Below are 21,736 nucleotides of genomic sequence, written 5' to 3'. Positions count from 1 at the left end.
TTTTATTTATCAAAATGTTCTTCAAATTCATTTTCTTTCCCCAGCTGATCGACTATTTTAAGGTGTACATGGTAATGGCCTTTTGGTGCTGCGGTAACATCGAGGTGTTTATGGAAATTGTAGTTGGTTAAACCAACCATCGAAATATAGGTGAACGAAAAGTCCTTCTCCCAAGCCGATCCATCCACTTCAACTTCAATTTTGGCGATTTTATTAATGGCAGAAACTGATGCTTCTACATGCAAATCAATGCCAGCAGTATTTAAAACCACTTCAAAACCTGTGGCATTGGGTAGTGTTGGGTCGTATTTGATTTCTAAATCATTCACAATTACTGTCGATTTACCTAATACGTCGGTGACGATAATGGTTACGAGGTAGCTACCCAAAGCAGCCGTGGTTGGTACATCAATGTGTTTATGAAAAATTGCATTTTTAATGTTAGCAAAGCCCTCCGTATAGTTTTGGCTAAAGTTCCAGCCCGAGCCAGATTTGGGCTTGATGGTTAACTGAACGCCGGCTAAATTGCTAGCCGAAAAAAGATCGGCCTCCAGGTGGATGTCCGTTCCTGGGTAAGCGGTTTTGTTGTTATTGGTGCCAATTTCTAAGTTTGTGATAGAAGGCGCATCTGGAATTACTTCTTCTTTTTTACAGGCTGTAAAAGTTGCTGCAATCATCAACAGTCCTAAAAAGGGCTTTGTAAATTTGTTCATAATGGGTGTTTTTAAGGTTATAACTGATTATTTATTTTGAAAAGGGGATTTTTACCGAGAGAATGAGGTTTCGTCCTGCTTCAGGAAGCTCGATAAGGCGATAAAAACTGGTATGATTGAGGTATTTTGTGTCGAATAAATTCTGTGCCTGAATACTGACTTGAATTGGATTTTCGAAAAGTGATATTTTAGTTCCAATCTGGATATTCATCAGTTGGTAGCCAGGCGTTTTTTTCTCTGGAGGAACAATATTTTCCTGTTTACTGGTAATGCGGTAGTCCACCGAGAAATAGGTATTGCTCAACTTGGTATTAAGTTTAGGAGAATAGGTGAGGTTAAACAAGGCAGAAGCTGGTGGAGAAAATGGCAGCGTAAATCCCTCTTTATCTCCAGATAATTGCTTCGCCTGCAATATTTCTCCTAAAAATTGGGTGCTTAGATTTTGAAAAATCTCATATTTCAGTTGAATCTCTCCACCAAAGCGCTGTACGCGACTCTCTTCATACTCGAATATCTGATTGCCCGCACCATAAGAATAATCATGACTAGAAGTCGGATTCAGGTAAATATAATTTGGAAAATAATTGTAAAAGGGACTAAGTTGAACCGACCATTTTGCATCGCTCCAGCCGAGCGTTAGATCTACTTGATATGATTTTTCAGCGGAAAGATTCGGGTTCCCTTTTTCGTAGCTGAAGTAATGATAGTTTACTCCATTTGCACCTAGTTCTTTTGCAATCGGCATTCTGAAACTTTTGCCAATATTAGCCTTTAAACTGAAATTCGATAGATTGTAATTTAATCCAGCAGACCATACCAAGCTGTTGAAAGTGCGATTCAAATTGGCAGCCCGTTGCAGGTTTTGCTGTTCGAAATTGCCGTTTCTATTAACTTGCGATGGAAACCAGTCCTTGTATTCAAACATGTTAATTTGTGCTCTATCGTACCTTATCGCACCATGCAGCAATAAATTTTCGCTGATTTTGAACTTATCGTACGCAAAAGCGCCAATTGTACTTTGGTTAAATGCCGGAACCAGAAAGCTCCATCCGTTGATGTTGTTACGCTGCCATTCTGCATTTATTCCAACGGTTAATTCGTGAGCATCAATTTTGACTCTATCTTTTAGATTTGCCGAGTAAACTGATTTATCGAACTCCCTTTCTAAATCGCTTTGAATCAATAGCGAAGAAGGGTAAATAGGTGGCATAAAGCCATGATTGACGTATTGACTAAATTCCTGCCTAAAGTTTTTTTGATAACCTAATTCAGCTTCAATGTTGTGGTTTTCTAATTGAAGGCTCGATCTGTTAATGATTTTAAAATGGTTAACCGATTGATACGGATGTAAAATATCCCGATCTGAATTATCGTGGAGCTGCTTATCAACACGTCTTGGCTCCAGTCCGTGGGCATTGGCAAAAAAACCACTTTTGGTGTAGGTATTACTTAGATGAAATATCGATCTAAACTTATCTCCAACAAAACCAGTATTGAAATGAATTCCAGTTTCTTTTCCTGCGGTATTTCTTAAGCGATTGTTATTTAAATTTACTTCGTAGTCATACACATAAACCTTGGTTGCAGGTACCCGGTAATCAGCATAATTTTGGTAAGTAAATCGCGAATCGAAAAACCATTTTTTGTTTCTGCCATAAAGATTTGTCGATGTTCCGTATAGGTTGTTATTACTTTTTCCAATTAAATCTACCGAACCCCCAAGGCTATTTGGCGCTGGAACGGCAATCGGTAATATGTCAATTACGCCTCCAATGGCATCACATCCATAAATAAATGAGGCAGAACCTTTAATTAGTTCAATTTCGCCAGTGGCAAATTGATCAATTTCCAAACCATGATCGGCTCCCCATTGCTGCCCTTCATGTTTAATACCCTTCTCAACAACAACAACTCTATTAAAGCCCAAGCCTCTAATTAACGGTTTCGATTGTCCTGAACCGATGCCAATGGTCTTAATTCCTGGCAAGCGCTCCAGGCTTTTCATCAGGCTTCCACCCAAATTTCGTTGGATAAAATCCTGGTTAACAATTTCTATATTCAACGATTCCGCTTTACGGCGATTTTCTACATGTTTATCTTTTATGATGACGTCAGCTAGTTGCTTGACCTCTTTTTGAAGAACCACATTTTTGATAACAGCCTGATCGCTTCCTTCTATTGTGATTGTTGTTTTGGAAAAGCCTACTGCAATAACCATCAGGTGATAAACTCCTTTTTCCAAAGCTGGAAATGTGAAGTTACCCCGATCATCTGTACGGGTTGAAATTGGCGACTGAACTAGCTGGACCGTAGCGTTTGAGATCGGTTTTAGTTCGTAAGAAACGGTTCCACTGAGTTGAAATTGTTGCGCATATACCTGCACAGTTCCAAATAAGGAAAATAATAAAATTAAAAATTTACGCATTGCCGATGGCCTAAGCCAATAGTTAAAGGATTAGCATATGCAAAGCATTGGCATACTAATCATGTCAAAAAAATTGAGAAAAATATTGGAGGTTGGAAATACCGATTACGGCATTCTAGGCAGAAATAGGCGGGCCTTTATTGGTAAAGCCTTGAAGTGTAAATTTGTAATTGGCTAAAAATGTGCCTGTATTAAGCAGGTTTACTTTTGGTAAAGGATATGAAATAGAAAAGGGTAGAGGCAACAAGATCTCTTTCCCATGTTTATGTGCCAAATAATCGCACACCGAACATTTTTCGGTAAAAGAAATATTATCTTTTTGATTACCCACCTGCTCAACATCGTCAGTGTTGTGGTTGTGGATGATTTGAATTACAGAAATAAACGAGAAAGTGAGAATGAGCAGTGCGCTCACCGCCTTCACTAAATCAGTTCTTTTTTTTAGTTTCCTGTTATTCATTTACGCCACAAAGTTGCATTTATTTTTGAAAATAACAATTGATTTTTCAAAAAATAAATATTTTGGGCTTATTGAGAAGATTAATTATTTGTAATCGTTTGATAATTAAACTAAACGCTTAAATAGATGTTGTAGAAGCCATCTCAAAATTGCGAATTTAATATTTTCCAAGATTACTATTTTGAGAAATCTTGATGCCTGGGAACGGCGATATTCAAGATTTTTTTTGTCTTTTCATTTATCAAATTGATTTTGAGACAGCTTCAATTTAATTAAATCTGACTTGGTTCATCATCATCTTCTAACTCGTCATCTTCTAGTTCGTCACCTTCTAGTTCGTCATCTTGTAATTCGTCATCCTCTAGCTCATCATCTTCTAACGCCTCATCTCCTTCTTGCTCATCGATAACTTCATCAAGCTGAGTTCCTTCTCCATCAGCAAAAGGAATCTCATCTTCGGTGTAACTTTCATCATCATTTTCTTCGTCTGGGGCATGGCCTTCTGCTGCATTGCCGTTTGAGCGATCGACTTGAAATTGCGCTATGTTTGGAATTTCATCGTCTTTAATTGGTTCTTGATCTGGATTTTTCATAGTATGATTTTTATATAAACAACATTGATTTTTTAGCATAAGTTTTGATGAAAGATGATAACAACATGGAGGAATATCATTTTTCCCGCTCCAAATGTGCTATTCTGGCTTATTTTGCAATAAAACTTTCTGTTTAAATTATTTTTTGCTTTCTTGCCGAATAATTCACGTTCACCTAAATGAAAAATCTCTCCATAAGTTTAACTCCAGCTAAATGTGAGCTTTTGGACAATATCCTTAACGAATTTGAGGAGGAAGTTTATATCAAATCCGATAGGGTACTTAAAATATTTAGAGGAAATGGTACGCTGGCTTCTGATTATCTGGATGTTTTAGTTCAAATGAATCTCGTTATTTTAGTGGGACAGGTAGATGGCGTTCCATTACCGGCAATGGTGGGTAAACAAGCAGGTGTAGATATGTTTATTAGCGAAGGCGGTTTTAAACGGCGCTACGCTTTAAACAAATTAGAAGAAGATACCGGAAAAAGCATATTCGATCTTAAAACTGAAAATTTAGACCTCAAAGAAAAGGTAGAAAAGCAAGAAGTTTTACTCAAAAACCTCGAGAAAAATATCACTCAACAGGGCCAAAGTATCTTAAATAAATGGCTTGCTCGTGTCGGCTTCATGTTTATCGGAATTGTGTTAACCGTTTGCTATTTTTTATTTTTCAAGTAGTTACAAAGGTTAGAATAATGTGCTAGCACCCATAAAGCTGTTCACAATCTTCATAATCTCTCCTCCCAAATCAACGGCGTTACCAATTCCTACTCCTCTTATGGCTGCGAGTTGATCGGTAGTTTTCGGTGGTCTCGATGCAATGTTCACCAAAGCAACATCAGAAAGGATAGTGTGTTCAGGAACGTTTCTTTTCCTACTCAAATCACTGCGCCAATCAAGTAAGCGCTGATAAAGTTTTTGATTGGCGATTTCTTTAGGAATATCAATTTTAGCTACAAATGTTTTCCTGGGTGTAATCTCGTATTTATTACCGGCATCTAAAAAAGTTTTGGTGTAATCTGCAATCGAAAATTTTGCCCACGGGAAACCAAATAAGGCCAGTTTCACATTTAAGGTATTTAAAATTGATATCAGCGTAATCACCGTTCTTTCCGACTTTTCATCAGCCAATAATTTTAAAGATGTAAACTTGGATATCTCTTCAATTACTTGATTTATTTTTGGTGTAAAATAGGTTGAAGCTTTACTTAATCGGTCTAGAAATAGTTTCTCGTCAGCAACATCGGTTTCCTTTGAAATTTTGGCAATTTCCTGACTTCTAAATTTTGTGCCTACTCTAATCAGTTGAGCATCCAAAACTTCGGAAGTATTATTTAACATGTTTTTAAAGGCCGAATTCTCATCGAAAGCATTAAAACTAACACCTTTTATGTTGGCCCAGCTTTCGCTTACAGAAGTAAAATCGAACAAGTCTTCAATCAAATCCCAGGTGTATTTTTTAACATAGAGCACTAAATTTTGATCAGTTGGAACCTTGGTTACCGCCTTTGATGTAAAACCGATAATTCTTTTATCGGTAATAATATTCTCCATCTTCACCGGGGTTTTCAAAATTAATCCAGCCAAACTTTTGCACCTGCTTAGCGCCACATAAGCCTGTCCATGGGTAAAGGATGCGCTAATATCAACAATTGCCTTTTCGAACGTTAAGCCCTGGCTTTTATGAATGGTAATTGCCCAGGCTAGTTTAAATGGATATTGAGAAAATGAGCCCGTATTCACCTCTTCAATTTTATTCTCTTCCTGATCAAGGTTGTATTTCAAATTCTTCCATTCCTCCCGCTCCACTTCAAAATGAGCCGAATCATCTAAAAATTGCACTTTAATGGTGTCATTGGAGATAGACACAATTTTTGCTGCCTTCCCATTGTAATACTGCTTTTTACCCGACGAATCGTTTTTGATAAACATCACCTGGGCACCTACTTTAAGCTGCAGTAGTTCATCAACAGGATAAGCATCTTTAGGGAAATCGCCTGTTATTTTTGCACTAAAGGTGTGAAGCTCACCATCTAATTTCTCAAGACAATCTTTGTTAATTTGGGTAACTAAATTATTGTGTGTGGTTAAGGTGATGTACTCATCTTTCCAATTATCTTCTAAACTTGGATCGTAATGTGAATTGAGTTTATCTAAAAGTGCTGTCGTTAAATCATTCTCTCTAATTCTATTCAAAATATCAATGAATAACGGATCGGATTGACGATAAACTTTTTTTAACTCAAAGGTGGTTAATGAAATTGATTTAAGAATATGGCTATCAAAAAAGTAAGGACTTAGGTAATATTCTTTCAAAATATGCCATGCATCATGTGCAATGGGCGATAGTTGATATAAATCACCAATCATTAAAACTTGTACACCGCCAAATGGCATGTTAGAACCTTTTACTTTTTTTAAAGATTGATCAATAAAATCGAGCATGTCTGCCCGAACCATACTAATCTCATCAATAACTAAAAGTTCCAGGCATTTCAAGAGCTTTATCTTTTCTTCATTGTATTTTACTTCTTTAAATTGCTGGTCGTTAGCCACGGGAATAATTGGTCCAAATGGCATTTGAAAGAACGAATGAATGGTAACTCCACCTGCATTTATTGCGGCAACAGCAGTTGGCGCCACTACAGCGAAATTTTTCTGTGTAGTTTCTTTGATCTTTTTTAGCAGCGTGGTTTTTCCGGTTCCTGCTTTTCCGGTTAGAAAAATAGGTTGATTTGTGAACTTGATAAAATCGAGAATAAGTTGGTTATCGGGAGCGGATTGATTAGTATCGGTTTCGTTCATCTTATGCAGGGATCCTTCTTAATTGATCAAAATATTTATGCAAAGATGCACAGAATGTCACTAAAGCTTTGCCTGATTACAAGCCGATTTATTCACATTTGTAGTTTAATCATGACTTGCTATTTTCATGATTTCAAATACAATTTAAACCAATATGATGATTAGCCTGACCTCCAAGGAGAACGATTTAAAAGTTAATCTCCTTTTGTTTGCTTAAATTTTCTTCCCTTATTAATTTTTATTCTTCTGTAAATCAATTGGTTTAAATCGATTGATGTTTAAGCGATAAAAATAACTGTTTATATTTTTGTTTGCTAATTATTTTAGTATAAATTTGTTTAATTCGCTACTGGCGATTCATTAAACAATTAAGGAAGAAAGCTGTTTATAAGGCTTTCAAACGAAGAGGAGTGATATGACTGTTACAGTTTTAGCAATATTAGAAACAGATTTTAAACCAGATCTTTCTTTAGGGAAAATCATGAATGAGCGATTGAAAAACGCAGCCGATGACTTAAGAGATATTCATTTGCAGGCTTTACAATCTGTGGGACAACGTACTGATGATGTGGTCGTTTATATTAGCTATAACCCAAAATATAAAATCCGTTGGCGCATAGTAAATGATGTACCTGATGAAGTGGAAGGATTTGTAGCAAAAGTTTGTGGCGATTTAGGATACATTCAATGGAAAACTGCCGTAATGAATATTTTTAAAGGCAACGAATAGTTACATCAATCATGCAGTTTGCGTTGTTAAACGGAAATCGGGTTGAAGCTTTAAAAGGCAAAAGTGCCGTTTGTTTAGGTTGTGGGCAAAAAGTAATTGCAAAATGTGGATTTATAAAAATCCATCATTGGGCACATGTTTCTCTTAGCCATTGCGATTCCTGGTGGGAAAGCGAAACTTTGTGGCATCGCCAATGGAAAGAAATTTTTGCACCCGAATTTCGTGAAGTAAGCTTTTATGACGAGTCTTTGAACGAATTTCATCGGGCAGATATCCATACGGCATCAGGTCTAACCATCGAACTTCAAAATTCGCCCATAACCACCGAAGAGCTTCAATCAAGAGAACGATTTTATCCCAAGTTAATCTGGGTGGTAAATGGTTTGAAGTTTAAAGGTTTCAAAATCTTAAAATCCATTCCAAATCCGCTTAGCCCATTATTAGATCCATTTGAATTTTGCGCTTCTGAGCATTTATCGGTCATCCGTAAAATCGATGCTCTAATTAAAAATCCTCAACCAGAAGTGCTAAATTTTTACCATAAGGAATTAAAATCAATCCCAGTCTCATCTGATTTTTATTCTTTTAGTTGGCGTAATGCGCACAGAGCATGGCTAAATGCTTCGTGTCCAATTTTCATCGATTTTGGTGGCCATTTTTTATACCGATTAAGAAAGCGCCATCAAATCTCCACCGATTACAACTATTTGCAGCTGATTAATAAAACAGCATTTATCGCTAAATACAGTGAATTGGGAAAGGATGTTAAATTAGAAACAGCATCCGGCAAGTCTTTCAATGATATTGTTGCACAATAAAAAGTTAAATCTTTGCACTTGTTAAACTAATATTTTGATCTTTAGGTATGAAAAGAATATCTTCAATCACATTCTTATTTTTAGCAATTATTGTATCAAAAACCATGGCTCAGAAACCAGCTGTAATTAATCACATCGCTGTTTACGTGAACGATTTAACGAAATCGACAAGCTTCTATCAAACTGTTTTTAGTCTAAAAGTAATTCCAGAACCATTTAAAGATGGCAAGCATACTTGGTTCTCACTGGGAAATGCTGGTGCACTTCATTTAATTGAGGGTCAAAAGGCCAATCAAATCTTTGATAGAAATGATCATTTGTGTTTCAGCGTTTCATCAATCGATGAATTTATTTCCGCTTTGAATAATAAAAAGATTCCGTTTGAAGATTGGGCGGGTAAAGTTGGCGCCATCAACTTAAGGCTTGATGGAGTAAAACAGATTTATTTCAAAGATCCCGATGGTCATTGGCTGGAGGTAAACGACGCTAAATAAATATTTCTACGCTATTATAATTTCCAACTTATGATTAAAATTTCTTTAAAGATGATGTTCGTGTTGTTATGGATCAGCACGACTATTTATGCGCAAAATGAAAAAGCAGAAGCTGATTTTAAGGCTGTAATGCAAAAATTTAATGCGGTAGGTGCTTCAGTGGCGGTAGTAAAAAACGGGAAAATAATTTATACACACTCTTTTGGACTAAAAGATTTAGATAAAAAAACGGAGCTGACCGATCGCGATATTTTTCGTATTGCTTCTATTTCAAAATCCTTTTCGGCAACGTCCATTATGCAATTGGTAGAGGCGGGTAAACTTTCGCTGGATGACGATTTTGGAGATTTAGTAGGGTTTAAGATCAGAAACCCGAAATATCCAGATCAAAAAATAACATTGAAAATGGCGCTTTCGCATACCTCGAGTCTTAATGATTCTCAGGGATACTTAAACCTCGATTTGATTAATCCGGACAAAAATCCAAATTGGGACAAGTGTTACAATGATTATGCTCCAGGAAGCAAGTTCGATTACTGTAATTTGAATTTCAATATCATTGGAGCGATTATAGAGAAGAAATCTGGTAAGCGATTCGATAATTACGTTAAAAATCATGTTTTAAAGCCCTTGGGGCTTTATGGCGGTTACTGTGTAGATTCGTTAGATAGCACCCGATTTGTGAAGCTTTACGAATACAACTCGAAGACGAGCGAATTTACCAACGCAACAGCAGCGTATGCACCACGCAGAACTGAAATTAAAAATTACGTTATGGGCTATTCTACACCCATATTCTCTCCAACCGGAGGAATGAAAATATCGGCAACAGATTTGGCAAAATACATGATGATGCATATGAATTATGGTCAATCAGATGGAGTAAGGCTTATTTCAAAAAAGCATTCGAAATTGATGCAAACTGCTATTACGGCTGATGAAAGTTACGGATTAGCAATCAGAAGTGCCGATAATTTTATTCCAAATGTTAAGTTAAAGGGTCATACCGGATCGGCTTACGGGCTTTATAGTACGATGTTTTTCAATCCAAAAGAAAAGTTTGGTTTTGTCATTATTACCAATGGGATAAATCCTACCTACACAGATGGTTTTCCTGATTTCAGTCGCGATGCCATCAATAGCCTTTATCAAAACTTTGTTAAATAAGGTTATTCTCAGTTTAGTTAGCTTTTTGTCGATGATAAATTTTCAAAACATTTCATAAGTCAAACGGATTGTTAAATCAAAGACGAGTTGTGATTTACGAACGATCAGATTTATAGTATGGCTGAATATTTACAATTTCCCGGGGAAGCTTATCCTTTGGGCGCAACATGGGATGGAAACGGCGTTAATTTTGCGCTTTATGCTGAAAGCGCAACCGCTGTAGAGTTGTGTTTCTTCGATCATGAACATGCTGAAGAAGAAACGGTGAGAATTAATATTCAGGAAAGGTCGCACCAAATCTGGCATTGCTATATCCCTGATATAAAGCCAGGGCAGTTATACGGTTATCGGGTATTCGGACCTTACCGTCCATCGCAAGGCCATCGTTTTAACGGCAACAAAGTACTTCTAGATCCTTATGCTAAGGCCATTGCCGGCAATATAAAATGGAACGAAGCTCTTTTTGGTTATCAGTTAGGATCAGAAGAAATGGATCTGAGCTTCAATGAAGCGGACAGTGCAGCATACATGCCCAAGTCTGTTGTGATTGATTCAAAGTATGATTGGGAAGATGATAGGCACCCAAAAATTAATTATAATCAAACGGTTATCTATGAAATGCATGTTAAGGGTTTTACAAAAACCCACCCCGATATCCCCGAAAATTTGAGGGGAACTTACGCAGGGCTTGCTCATCCGGTATCGATCAACTACTTAAAAAATTTGGGTGTAACGGCGGTCGAACTTATGCCTGTACATCAATTTATTTCTGATCATCACCTCGAAGAAAAGGGATTAACAAATTATTGGGGCTACAATAGCATCGGTTTTTTTGCCCCCGATTCTCGATATGCTTCTTCAGATATTCGGGGCGATCAGGTTCGCGAGTTTAAGGATATGGTAAAGGCTTTACATAAAGCTGGAATCGAAGTGATTTTAGATGTAGTTTATAATCATACAGGAGAAGGAAATCACCTTGGCCCAACCTTATCATTTAAAGGGATCGATAACCACTGCTATTATAGATTGGAAAACGATAAAAGGTATTATACAGATTATACCGGCACTGGAAATACGCTAAATTCGATGTTACCGAACGTGCTCCGATTTATTATGGATAGTTTGAGGTATTGGATTTTGGAGATGCATATTGATGGTTTTAGATTTGATCTGGCCTCCACTTTAGCCAGGGAATTACATGAAGTTAACCGGTTAAGTGCATTTTTTGATATTATCCACCAAGACCCAGTGATTTCACAGGCCAAGTTGATTGCCGAACCCTGGGATGTGGGAGAGGGAGGTTACCAGGTTGGAAAGTTTCCTCCTGGATGGGCCGAATGGAATGGCATGTATCGGGATGTAATGCGTGATTATTGGCGTGGCAACCCGAATATGCTTGGCGAATTTGCACAGCGATTTCTCGGAAGCCCGGATTTATACAAAGAAGATTATCGCCGCCCAACTGCGAGTATTAACTTTATTACGGCGCATGATGGTTTTACGCTTCATGATTTGGTTTCTTATAATCATAAACACAATGAGGCCAACTTAGACGATAACAATGATGGCGAAGACCATAACAAATCGTGGAATTGTGGGGTAGAAGGAGAAACTGATAACGAGGAAATCATCAACCTACGACTGCAGCAGAAGCGCAATTTCTTGGCGACACTATTTTTATCGCAGGGAATCCCTATGCTTGTTTCTGGAGATGAAATGGGGAAAACCCAGCAAGGAAATAACAATACCTACTGTCAGGATAATGAGCTTTCATGGCTGGATTGGGCAAATGCCGATCAATCATTATTAAATTTTACACAAGAGTTGATTCAATTGAGGCAAAATCACCCCAGCTTAAGAAGGAGAAAGTGGTTTATTGGTAAAGAAGTAGGTGAGGATGGCATAAAAGATATTGCCTGGTTTACACCTGATGGAAATCCTATGAAAGGACATAACTGGGAAAAAGATTTTGCCCGTTCAATTGGAATTTACTTTCACGGAGAAGGAATACAAAGTAAAGGCCCGATGGGCGAAGATATTCTCGATAACCACTTTTTTATCATTTTCAATGCACATTACGAAGCTTTAGATTATAAACTTCCACAGGAAGAATATGGGAAAAGCTGGAAGAAAGTTTTAGATACTGCGACTGGTGAAATTGCTAAAGATGGCCTCGGTTTATTTACTGCATCTGAAGGGTTAGAAGTTGCCGGAAGATCCGTAACCGTTCTCAAATCAGCATAAAAAGAAAGCAGGTTTTAAGGAACCTGCTTAGCATTTAAAGTAAATTTGATAAACCGTTTTTGGGATTAAAAACAGTTAATATTTTAATTGTTGCTTTTGGGTTGCGAACAGCATTATCAGTAATTTTCTTAGAGAAAACGCTGGCTTGAGGGGGTAAATCAATCAAATGAGCACAATCTGTTATTAGGGCATCAGGTTCAACCTGATGTTTTCTAGCTTCAAATTTGTTATCCATTTCAAAATTTTAATGGTTAACGAAACGTTGATAAGTGCTTGCAGATTTAATTTTTTCTAAGCTTAAATAATCCTTTAATTTAGAAAATTCCATGCTTTGTACCGCTTTAACGGCAGACTTTAATTTCTCGCTGCTTACGCCTAGTCTTGTTGCCCAGTAGTTGCGATCTTGCTCATCGGCAATTTCAACCACTTCTTTCCTCGCTGTTGTCGAAATGTTTTGGTATATCATAGGTTTATAAATTGGTTAGTGATAATATATTAAAAACACTATCTCTGTCGCTTTAGTTTTGAGAAATGAATTTTTTATTTGAGAAGTGATTATTTATGTTTTTTAGGTGATATAAATGTCTAATTGAGATAGAAAGCCGGCTATGTGCGTTTAAAACTTTTTGGTTTAAAGCACTGTTTAATTGTTATCTAATCAAAATTATTATGGATGATAAAACTAAAACAGGTGGTGCTGATCGCAGCAGAATCTACATCAACGAAGGTTATGAGCTAGATTATTGGTCTAACAAATTTGCAATGAGCAAAGATAAACTTAAGGCTGCGGTAGAAACGGTTGGCACATCAGTTACTGCCGTTGAAAATTTTTTGAAAAAGTAAAATAATAATTATGAGCCTGGAAAAGTATGTAGCTAAACGAGATTTCTCAAAAACAACCGAACCGAAATCGGGTAGGAGTAAGAGTAAAACCAAATTGATGTTTGTGATCCAAAAACACGATGCATCTCGTTTACACTATGATTTTAGGTTGGAAATGGATGGTGTATTAAAGAGTTGGGCAGTCCCTAAAGGTCCTTCAACAGATCCAAAAAATAAACGATTGGCGATGATGGTTGAAGATCATCCCTTTGATTATAGAAATTTCGAGGGTATTATTCCACAGGGAGAATATGGGGGAGGAACAGTAATTGTTTGGGATGAGGGAACCTACGAGCCTATCGAAGATATCAAAGGCAAAAAAGCACAAGAGAAACATTTACTCAAGCAATTGGAGGCTGGTTCGGTTAAAATAAAATTGAACGGCGAAAAGTTGAAAGGTGAATTTGCCTTAGTTAAAACCCATGGAATGGGCGAAAACGGTTGGTTATTGATTAAACATAAAGACGATTTTGCTTCAACCAAAGACATTACAAAACAAGACAAATCGGTTTTATCTGGTAAAACCATTGAAGGAATGGAAAAATCTTCTGAAAAGGTTTGGAAAGATGGGAAGGAACAGACACTAAAGCCTGAGAAAAAAAATCCTGTAAAATCTAAAAAAAAGAAGACTAAAGAAGTCGGTGAAACTGTAGCGCTAGATCCGAAGGAAATCTTAAAAAAGGCACCAAAAACAGCAATCCCCAAAAATATAAAGCCCATGCTGGCCACACTGGTTGATGAACCTTTTGATGATGAGGACTGGCAATACGAAGTAAAATGGGATGGTTATCGTGCTTTGGCCTTTATCAATAAAAAGCAGGTGAATCTTCTTTCCCGAAATAACAAATCGTTCAACGAAAAATTTTACCCGATATACGATCTGCTTCAAGAATGGAGCATCAATGCGGTTTTGGATGGCGAAATTTTAGTATTGAATGAAAAAGGAATTTCGAACTTCGGATCATTACAAAACTGGAGAAGCGAGGCTGACGGGGAGCTTGTATTTTACGTGTTCGACTTGCTTTGGTATGAGGGTAAAAATTTAATGGAGTTACCACTTTATCAAAGGCAGGCTATTTTAAACGAAGTTTTGCCAACAGATGATGATCGGGTTCGCCTTGGTAAGGTTTTTAAGGCCAGCGGAATAGATTTTTTCGCTGCAGCCGAGAAAATGGGTTTGGAAGGTATCATTGCAAAGAAAATTGAAAGTACTTATGTGGCCGATCGCCGATCAAAAGATTGGTTGAAAATTAAAGTGCATAAACGCCAGGAAGTAATTATTGCAGGCTACACCAAAAATGAAGACACCTCTAAATCTTTTAGCTCTTTGCTCCTTGGCGTTTATGAAAATAAAAAGCTTCAATATGTAGGTAAAGTTGGGACAGGTTTTTCGGATAAACTGCAAAAGGAGTTGGTGAAGCAGTTCGACAAACTAATTATTGATAAAATCCCTTTTGATGAATTGCCTGATGTAAACAAACCATCAAGGTTTCGCCCAAATCCTCCAAAAGCAAAAGCTACATGGCTAAAACCAGAACTTGTTTGCGAAGTGGCATTTACTGAAATTACCGATGATGGTGTTTTTCGTCACCCGTCTTTTCAAGGCATGCGTGAGGATAAAAAAGCGGCGGATGTGGTTAGGGAAACAGAAGTTCCTACTGAAGCGATCATAGATCAGGCATCAGATCAAAAAGAAACACATTCGGAAGCCATCAATCCACCAAAAGGAAAAGATAAAAAAACGCTGCTTAATCCGAAAGATGAAACACAAGTGCGGAAGATTAAAGGGCACGAGCTAAAATTTATCAACTTAAGTAAAATTTACTGGCCCGAAGATAAGGTGACGAAAAGGGACATGTTTAATTATTATTACCAGGCCGCCGAGTATATCCTTCCATACTTGAAAGATCGGCCACAGTCGCTAAATCGCTTCCCAGGGGGCATTCATGGCAAAAGTTTCTACCAAAAAGATGTTAAGGGAAAAGCGCCTGATTGGGCAAAAACTTTTCCTTATGAAAACGGCGAAGGAGAGAAGAAAGAATATCTGGTGGGCACTGATGAAGCTTCCTTGCTTTGGATGGCCAGTTTAGGCTGCATTGAAATGAATCCATGGTTTAGCCGCGTTCAAAGTCCCGATAATCCAGATTATTGCGTAATTGATCTTGATCCGGATAAGCATTCCTTTGATCAGGTGGTAGAAGCGGCATTAGAAACAAAAAAGGTATTGGATGCGATAGACGTACCGAGTTTCTGCAAAACCTCAGGCTCAACGGGTATGCATATCTACATTCCGCTAAACGCAAAGTACAGTTACGATCAGAGCCAGATGTTTGCTAAAATTATTGTTAACTTGGTGCATGATCAAATACCGGAATATACTTCCTTAGAGCGCATGATCTCGGCCAGAAAAGGTAAAATGTACTTAGATTTTTTGCAAAACAGGCCAGGTGCTACCATTGCGGGGCCATATTCCCTCCGACCAAGAGTTGGGGCAACCGTTTCTATGCCTTTGCATTGGGATGAGGTTAAGCCAGGATTAAAGATGCAGGACTTCAATATTTTTAACGCAATAGATCGGTTAAAAGTAGAAGGCGATCTTTTTAAAGGCGTGTTAGGAAAAGGAATTGATTTAAAGAAAGCCATTAGCAAGGCTAAAAGTGTTTTCGGCTAAGTCTAATGATCATTCTGCAATTTATTATATTTGGGAAAAAAATAGAAAATAATGATATCCCACCACGTTTTATTTTGGCTTAAAGCCGATACCACCGACGAACAGAAAACTGCATTCCGTAAAAGCCTACAAACATTAGAGAATATTGAAGTGGTGAAAAACTTCCACGTAGGTACGCCTGCACCTATCGAAAGGGCTGTTGTAGATACTACTTATACATTCAGTTTGATTTTGTTTTTCGAAGATTTAGCCGCACATGATGTTTACCAGGTTCACCCGTTGCATAAAGCTTTTCTAGATGAGTTCAAAATCTTCTTCGATAAAGTGATCATTTACGACGCACATTAAGATTTAAGAAAGTTGGATTGCAATTACCAATTCAGTATTTACTTTAACATTTAATTTGCAATTCCGTCATGCCCAGCTTGACTGGGCATCCTAATGTATTAAAAAGACTTTTCGCTTTTCATGAAGCATTAAGATTCCCGCTTTCGCGGGAATGACGCTTTTTCAGATATCATTTTATCTTTTTGAACTCAAAAATAGATTTTTACTTATAATCTGCAATTTTAAGCCACATTCATTTTTAGCTGCCTATCCCGAAGTGATAATCACGGCAAGTTTTTTTACATAAATATCAATCTTTGTAAAATTAACCCTACTCAATAATAGGTAAGCTTTAATTCCGCAAATCCATATTACTTTGCTCAACGTAAATATTGAAAAAGGGCAATCATGGATAAATTAAAACTCCTAAAACGAGCTTCAATAAACATTTTGCAGCTTGAAAATATTAAGATAGGCGATCTTATTGCTGATGAATTTGGTCATAGCGGAAAGGTTATAGAGATAGAAAAAATTAGTTGTAATAAGCAGTTTCACTACTATTTTTATCTTCACAAACAACATACTATTTTGATGATTGTGTAAACTGTAAAATATTCAAATGCTTTTGCATCAGTTTCGTAAATTATCTCACTATATTGGTTTTTATGATAACAACCGATCAGGATCATTTTTATTCCAATCTTCAAATTCACAAAACGCCTCTGCATCAACTTCTGTTGAGAAAAGATTTATTTAAAGAAGTTCCAACTGACTGGCACATTATCATTACTGATATTAAAAGTTCTACGCAAGCAGTTAATGCTGGCTTGCACGAAAATGTAAACCTTATTGCAACCGGAAGCATTGTTACTGTGCTCAATATCGCTTTTAAGGCAAATATTGCCATACCATTTTTCTTTGGTGGAGATGGCGCAACTTTTATTGTTCCTGCACTTATTGTAGATAAAGCAATGAGCGCCTTGCAGGTTTACAGAAGAAATACCTTGCAAAATTTCAATTTAGATCTTCGTGCGGGGATCGTTCCGGTTAAAGAAATATACGAATTAGGCCATCTATTAAATATTAGCCGATACAGTATCTCGAAAGTTTTCTCCATTCCCATCATTCTGGGAAACGGATTGGATTATGCAGAAAAAATTATCAAAGGAGAAAACTACTTATTTGCCAAAGATGATGCTTTCGATGAAGAACTGGATTTGAGTGGGATGCAATGTCGCTGGGACAAAATTCAACCACCCGAAAATAGTGAGGAGGTAGTTACTTTGATCGCCGTTGCACAAAACCTTAATCGGCAAGCGGAAGTATTAAGCCATGTGATAAGACAGCTGGATATCATTTATGGTACTCCGGAAAAGCGCCAACCTATTTCTATTCCTAAACTGATTTTTAGAACAAGTTTCAACAATCTGGGTAGAGAAATGCGGCATCGGCTGGGTGAAATAAAGTTTTTCGAACTTATTAAAACCTGGTTCATCAACGCATATGGATACATTTATTTTCGAACAGAAAGCGGCAAAAAGTATTTAAATCAAATGGTCGAAATGTCGGATACCTTGGTGATCGATGGAAGGTTAAATACAGTAATTACAGGTACTAAGCTGCAACGGACCAAGCTTGAAAAGGCATTAGACCTCCTGGAAAAAAATGGCGAAATTTTATACGGAATCTATGTTAGCGGCGAATCGGTAATGTCATGCTACGTACGCGATTTAGAAGATGACCATATCCATTTTGTTGATGGTGCAGAAGGTGGTTACACCAAGGCTGCAGCAGTTTTGAAGGCGAAAATTAAAGACATGCAATAATCTTTGTCTAGATAAAAAGGATCTTTCCAAACGATAAAGAAAAATTATCGAACACAATTTTTTGTACTGGGTTGTTAGAATTATAAGGGCTGAAATCGTATTAGGTTTTTTTGCCAGATGTTACAGCAGTTTAAAACCTGCAGAATTGCAATCAAATAACTCATATTAAATAACAACCTATGAAAGCGATTAGAATCCATGAATTTGGTGGTCCGGAAGTTTTATCTATTGATGATGTTGACATACCAAAGCCAGGTAAAGACGAAGTACTAGTTAAAATTCATGCTACAAGTGTTAATCCTGTTGACTGGAAAATCAGGGCCGGTTTAAGCAAAGAAAAATTTCCTTCAACCTTTCCGCTAACCATTGGCTGGGATTTTTCTGGAGTAGTAGAAGAATTGGGCGAAAAAGTGGGAACATTTAGAAAAGGAGATGAGGTTTTTGGTAGGCCGGATTTAACAAAAAATGGAACCTACGCAGAATATGCTGTTGTCAAAGCCAATACCATTTGCATAAAGCCCTTAAGTATTGGCCATACCGAGGCAGCAGCAGTTCCGCTGGCTGGTTTAACTGCCTGGCAAGGTCTGTTTGATCACGGTTTATTAAAAGAAGGGCAAAAAGTTTTAATCCATGCAGCTGCTGGCGGTGTTGGTACCTATGCGGTTCAATTTGCTAAAGCGATAGGGGCGTACGTAATTGGAACATCTTCTGATTATAATATCGATTTTTTAAAGCGATTGGGCGCCGATGAGGTGATTGATTATAACATGGACGACTTTGAAAAAGAGTTAAGCGATATCGATCTTGTTTTCGATACGATTGGCGGAGAAACGCAACTGAAATCTCTCGATGTCTTAAGAGAAGGTGGCAGATTAGTTACTGTTTTGGCACCGGAATATGTAGCTGAAGCCAAGGCGAAAAAAGTGCACCTCATTGGTTTTACTGCTCAATCTACGGCCAATCAATTGAAGGAGATTGGTGAAATGATAGACAATGGAAAAGTGAAGCCAATTATTGAAACCATTTATACGCTAACCGATGCTAGAAAAGCACATATCGAAAGTGAAAATGGGCATGCGAGAGGTAAAATTGTTTTGCAGGTGATTTAAAATAAATAACCTAAAACATAAAAAAGCACCAAATTGATTAAATCACTTGGTGCTTTTTCGTTAAAGTTATTTCAAAATCTCATCAATTAATTTAATCTCTTCGTCGCTAAATGTAGTGTTGTCCAAAGCTTTAATTGAATCTGTTATTTGTTCTGGTTTGCTGGCGCCAATCAAAACGCTGGTAATCCGCTTATCTTTTAAGATCCACGAAAGTGCCATGTGCGAAAGTTTTTGTCCACGAGATTTTGCCAACTCATTCAATTGAGTAACTACTGCTAGTTTTTCTGGAGTAATATTGGTTTCTTTTAAGAAAATCCCACTTGTGGCCACCCTTGAATCGGCTGGAATACCATGCAAATATTTATCGGTTAATAAACCTTGTGCTAGAGGTGAAAAAGGAACACAGCCTACACCATTTTCCTCCAATACGTCCAGTAAACTATTTTCTACCCAGCGCTCAAACATGGAATATTTCGGCTGATGAATGAGACAAGGCGTTCCGTTTTCTTTTAGGACTTTAATTGCAGCAGCAGCTTCTTCTGCACTATAGTTGGAGATGCCAACATATAAGGTCTTCCCTTGTTTTACCATCAAACTTAAAGCGTCCATGGTTTCTTGCAATAGCGTCTCAGGGTCTGGGCGATGGTGATAAAAAATATCCACATAATCCAGTTTCATTCTTTTTAAACTTTGATCCAGGCTGGAAACCAGATATTTTTTCGATCCCCATTCACCATAGGGGCCATTCCACATATGATAACCGGCTTTACTCGAGATTACCATTTCATCGCGATAGCCTTTAAGGTGTTGATGAAGAATTTTACCAAAAACCTCTTCGGCTGATCCCGGCGGCGGTCCGTAATTGTTCGCAAGGTCAAAATGTGTAATGCCGTTGTTGAAAGCGGTGTAAATAAGCTCTTTGCTGTTTTCGAAAACATTAACATGCCCGAAATTGTGCCATAACCCTAAGGAAATTGCAGGTAGTTTCAATCCGCTATTACCGCAACGATTATATAACATTTTGTCGTAGCGATTATCTGATACAATATTGTTCATCATTTTTAAAGTTATTGGCAATAATAAACAGAATCTAAGTTTAATTTATAATTAAGTTTCGCAAACAAACCAGGTTTCATTAAAAGGGGAATTATGTTTCTTCTTTCTATATCACAATAGATACAAAAAACGATCACACTATATAGATCTAAATCGTTTTATTTGTAATAAAAGAAATATTAATTAAGCTTCTATTAGCCCATTATCTAACCCAATATTAATAAATGATGAAAATAAAATCTTATACAGGTCTATGTTTTCTTTCTATACTAGGTTTAGCTTCCTGCCAGTCTGAAAGCGGAAAATCCAGCAAAGAAAATACACAAACTACTGATTCAATTACTGTTGTAAAATTAGTTGCAGATTCTTTTCAAAAAGAAATTGATGGTAAAAGGACAGGTCTTTATACCTTAAAAAACAAAAACCAAGCAGAAGCTGTTTTTACCAATTATGGCGGGCGGCTAGTGAGTTTATTAATGCCTGATAAGGATAAAAAAATTGTCGACGTAGTGGTAGGATTTAAGAGTGTTTCGGACTATCAAAACTCCACCGAACCCTATTTTGGTGCCACTATCGGTCGATTTGGCAATAGAATAGCCAAAGGGAAATTTACTTTGGATGGGAAACAATATCAGTTATTTACGAACAACGGGCAAAACACTTTGCATGGCGGTAAAAAGGGTTACCAGGATGTAGTTTGGGACGCTAAGCAAATTAACGAACACACCATTCAGTTCGATTATTTATCAAAAGATGGTGAGGAAAATTTCCCTGGAAACCTAAAAGTAACGGTAACTTATACCTTAACGGATGATAATGAACTGAAGATGGACTATCAGGCTAGTACCGATAAAACTACCGTATTAAATTTAACGAATCATGCATTTTTTAATTTAAATGGTGAGGGGAGTGGTGATATTTTAAATCATGAGGTTAAGATATTTGCCGATGAATATACACCTGTTGATTCTACACTAATTCCGACCGGGAAAATTGAAAAAGTTAAAAATACCCCATTTGATTTTACTACGGCCACTAAAATTGGTGCAAAAATTAAGGATAATAATGAGCAGTTAACTTTTGGCAAAGGATATGACCACAATTATGTGCTCAACAAAACAGAGGCTATGAATATGTTCCAGGCTGCAAGTGTAAAAGGCGATAAATCTGGAATTGTAATGGATGTTTACACGCAAGAACCTGGGTTACAATTTTACAGTGGTAATTTTATGCAAAGCAAAAATAAATTTAAAGGAGGAAGTAAAGACGATTTTAGAACCGCCTTTTGTATGGAAACGCAACATTTTCCTGATTCTCCAAATCAGCCAGGCTTTCCCTCAACAGTGTTAAAACCCGGGCAAGTTTACAAAACGAGTTCTATTTATAAATTTTCAAATTAATGATTAGACCTAAC

The 21,736-nt window shown here is 37.2% G+C and carries 21 protein-coding genes; 13 read left to right on the top strand and 8 right to left on the bottom strand.

The genetic code is table 11. From position 1 onward, the window contains the following. Window positions 1–2: 2 nt before the first annotated feature. The 4 genes from AC3ITD_RS09505 to AC3ITD_RS09490 all read right to left on the bottom strand — a co-directional run bounded on the left by AC3ITD_RS09505 (window position 3) and on the right by AC3ITD_RS09490 (window position 4,191). Window positions 3–713, bottom strand: coding sequence for a DUF4625 domain-containing protein (locus AC3ITD_RS09505; RefSeq protein ID WP_489365984.1), 711 nt, complete (start codon window positions 711–713; stop codon window positions 3–5). A 31-nt stretch (window positions 714–744) separates the two neighbouring features. After that, window positions 745–3,138 carry a TonB-dependent receptor gene (locus AC3ITD_RS09500; protein ID WP_489365982.1) on the bottom strand — a complete coding sequence of 798 codons (2,394 nt, stop codon included), beginning with the start codon at window positions 3,136–3,138 and terminating at the stop codon, window positions 745–747. Window positions 3,139–3,253: 115 nt separating this feature from the next. Next, a complete protein-coding gene (locus AC3ITD_RS09495; protein ID WP_489365980.1) occupies window positions 3,254–3,598 on the bottom strand; it encodes a hypothetical protein in 345 nt (114 codons plus the stop codon). 272 nt (window positions 3,599–3,870) lie between these two features. Further along, window positions 3,871–4,191 carry a hypothetical protein gene (locus AC3ITD_RS09490; protein ID WP_265802065.1) on the bottom strand — a complete coding sequence of 107 codons (321 nt, stop codon included), beginning with the start codon at window positions 4,189–4,191 and terminating at the stop codon, window positions 3,871–3,873. A gap of 179 nt (window positions 4,192–4,370) precedes the next feature. Here AC3ITD_RS09490 and AC3ITD_RS09485 point away from each other — a divergent pair, with 179 nt between their 5' ends. Then, on the top strand, window positions 4,371–4,871 hold the full coding sequence (locus tag AC3ITD_RS09485) for a hypothetical protein (protein ID WP_056850145.1): 501 nt from the start codon (window positions 4,371–4,373) through the stop codon (window positions 4,869–4,871). Between the two features lie 9 nt (window positions 4,872–4,880). Here the strand turns inward: AC3ITD_RS09485 and AC3ITD_RS09480 are convergent, their stop codons facing one another. Then, window positions 4,881–6,998 carry an HRDC domain-containing protein gene (locus AC3ITD_RS09480; RefSeq protein WP_489365977.1) on the bottom strand — a complete coding sequence of 706 codons (2,118 nt, stop codon included), beginning with the start codon at window positions 6,996–6,998 and terminating at the stop codon, window positions 4,881–4,883. 415 nt (window positions 6,999–7,413) lie between these two features. Between AC3ITD_RS09480 and AC3ITD_RS09475 the strand changes: the two genes are divergently transcribed. The 5 genes from AC3ITD_RS09475 to glgX all read left to right on the top strand — a co-directional run bounded on the left by AC3ITD_RS09475 (window position 7,414) and on the right by glgX (window position 12,451). Further along, window positions 7,414–7,728: a hypothetical protein gene (locus tag AC3ITD_RS09475; RefSeq protein WP_265802069.1), complete on the top strand. Its 315-nt coding sequence runs from the start codon at window positions 7,414–7,416 to the stop codon at window positions 7,726–7,728. A gap of 11 nt (window positions 7,729–7,739) precedes the next feature. Further along, entirely contained in the window at window positions 7,740–8,546 is an 807-nt protein-coding gene (locus AC3ITD_RS09470; RefSeq protein ID WP_489365974.1) for a competence protein CoiA, read from the top strand. 47 nt (window positions 8,547–8,593) lie between these two features. Beyond that, window positions 8,594–9,040 (top strand): VOC family protein, encoded by a 447-nt coding sequence (locus AC3ITD_RS09465; RefSeq protein ID WP_489365972.1) that lies wholly within the window; start codon window positions 8,594–8,596, stop codon window positions 9,038–9,040. Between the two features lie 30 nt (window positions 9,041–9,070). Beyond that, on the top strand, window positions 9,071–10,207 hold the full coding sequence (locus AC3ITD_RS09460) for a serine hydrolase domain-containing protein (RefSeq protein WP_489365970.1): 1,137 nt from the start codon (window positions 9,071–9,073) through the stop codon (window positions 10,205–10,207). Between the two features lie 117 nt (window positions 10,208–10,324). Further along, window positions 10,325–12,451, top strand: a complete 2,127-nt coding sequence (gene glgX, locus AC3ITD_RS09455; protein WP_489365968.1) for a glycogen debranching protein GlgX — start codon at window positions 10,325–10,327, stop codon at window positions 12,449–12,451. Window positions 12,452–12,485: 34 nt separating this feature from the next. Here glgX and AC3ITD_RS09450 read toward each other — a convergent pair whose 3' ends face one another. Beyond that, complete coding sequence (locus AC3ITD_RS09450; protein WP_265801482.1) at window positions 12,486–12,686, bottom strand: hypothetical protein; 201 nt, start codon at window positions 12,684–12,686, stop codon at window positions 12,486–12,488. Window positions 12,687–12,695: 9 nt separating this feature from the next. Further along, complete coding sequence (locus AC3ITD_RS09445) at window positions 12,696–12,917, bottom strand: DUF3606 domain-containing protein (protein ID WP_265801480.1); 222 nt, start codon at window positions 12,915–12,917, stop codon at window positions 12,696–12,698. A gap of 203 nt (window positions 12,918–13,120) precedes the next feature. Here AC3ITD_RS09445 and AC3ITD_RS09440 point away from each other — a divergent pair, with 203 nt between their 5' ends. From AC3ITD_RS09440 to AC3ITD_RS09415, 6 genes are all read left to right on the top strand, one after another. Further along, window positions 13,121–13,294: a DUF3606 domain-containing protein gene (locus AC3ITD_RS09440; protein WP_489365965.1), complete on the top strand. Its 174-nt coding sequence runs from the start codon at window positions 13,121–13,123 to the stop codon at window positions 13,292–13,294. Window positions 13,295–13,304: 10 nt separating this feature from the next. After that, window positions 13,305–16,004, top strand: a complete 2,700-nt coding sequence (gene ligD / locus AC3ITD_RS09435) for a DNA ligase D (protein WP_489365963.1) — start codon at window positions 13,305–13,307, stop codon at window positions 16,002–16,004. 51 nt (window positions 16,005–16,055) lie between these two features. After that, window positions 16,056–16,352 carry a Dabb family protein gene (locus tag AC3ITD_RS09430; protein ID WP_489365961.1) on the top strand — a complete coding sequence of 99 codons (297 nt, stop codon included), beginning with the start codon at window positions 16,056–16,058 and terminating at the stop codon, window positions 16,350–16,352. A 387-nt stretch (window positions 16,353–16,739) separates the two neighbouring features. Beyond that, window positions 16,740–16,934: a hypothetical protein gene (locus tag AC3ITD_RS09425; RefSeq protein WP_056850135.1), complete on the top strand. Its 195-nt coding sequence runs from the start codon at window positions 16,740–16,742 to the stop codon at window positions 16,932–16,934. Window positions 16,935–16,996: 62 nt separating this feature from the next. Then, a complete protein-coding gene (locus AC3ITD_RS09420) occupies window positions 16,997–18,157 on the top strand; it encodes a DUF3095 family protein (RefSeq protein ID WP_489365958.1) in 1,161 nt (386 codons plus the stop codon). Window positions 18,158–18,336: 179 nt separating this feature from the next. After that, a complete protein-coding gene (locus AC3ITD_RS09415; RefSeq protein WP_489365956.1) occupies window positions 18,337–19,266 on the top strand; it encodes an NADP-dependent oxidoreductase in 930 nt (309 codons plus the stop codon). Between the two features lie 66 nt (window positions 19,267–19,332). Here AC3ITD_RS09415 and AC3ITD_RS09410 read toward each other — a convergent pair whose 3' ends face one another. Beyond that, on the bottom strand, window positions 19,333–20,322 hold the full coding sequence (locus AC3ITD_RS09410; RefSeq protein ID WP_489366656.1) for an aldo/keto reductase: 990 nt from the start codon (window positions 20,320–20,322) through the stop codon (window positions 19,333–19,335). Window positions 20,323–20,546: 224 nt separating this feature from the next. Between AC3ITD_RS09410 and AC3ITD_RS09405 the strand changes: the two genes are divergently transcribed. After that, on the top strand, window positions 20,547–21,722 hold the full coding sequence (locus tag AC3ITD_RS09405) for an aldose epimerase family protein (RefSeq protein WP_489365954.1): 1,176 nt from the start codon (window positions 20,547–20,549) through the stop codon (window positions 21,720–21,722). Window positions 21,723–21,736: the final 14 nt, after the last annotated feature.

It is taken from the genome of Pedobacter sp. KH_004 (assembly GCF_057840755.1).
Note: the sequence above shows the minus strand (reverse complement) of the source record. Positions and strands in the feature narration are given on the sequence as shown.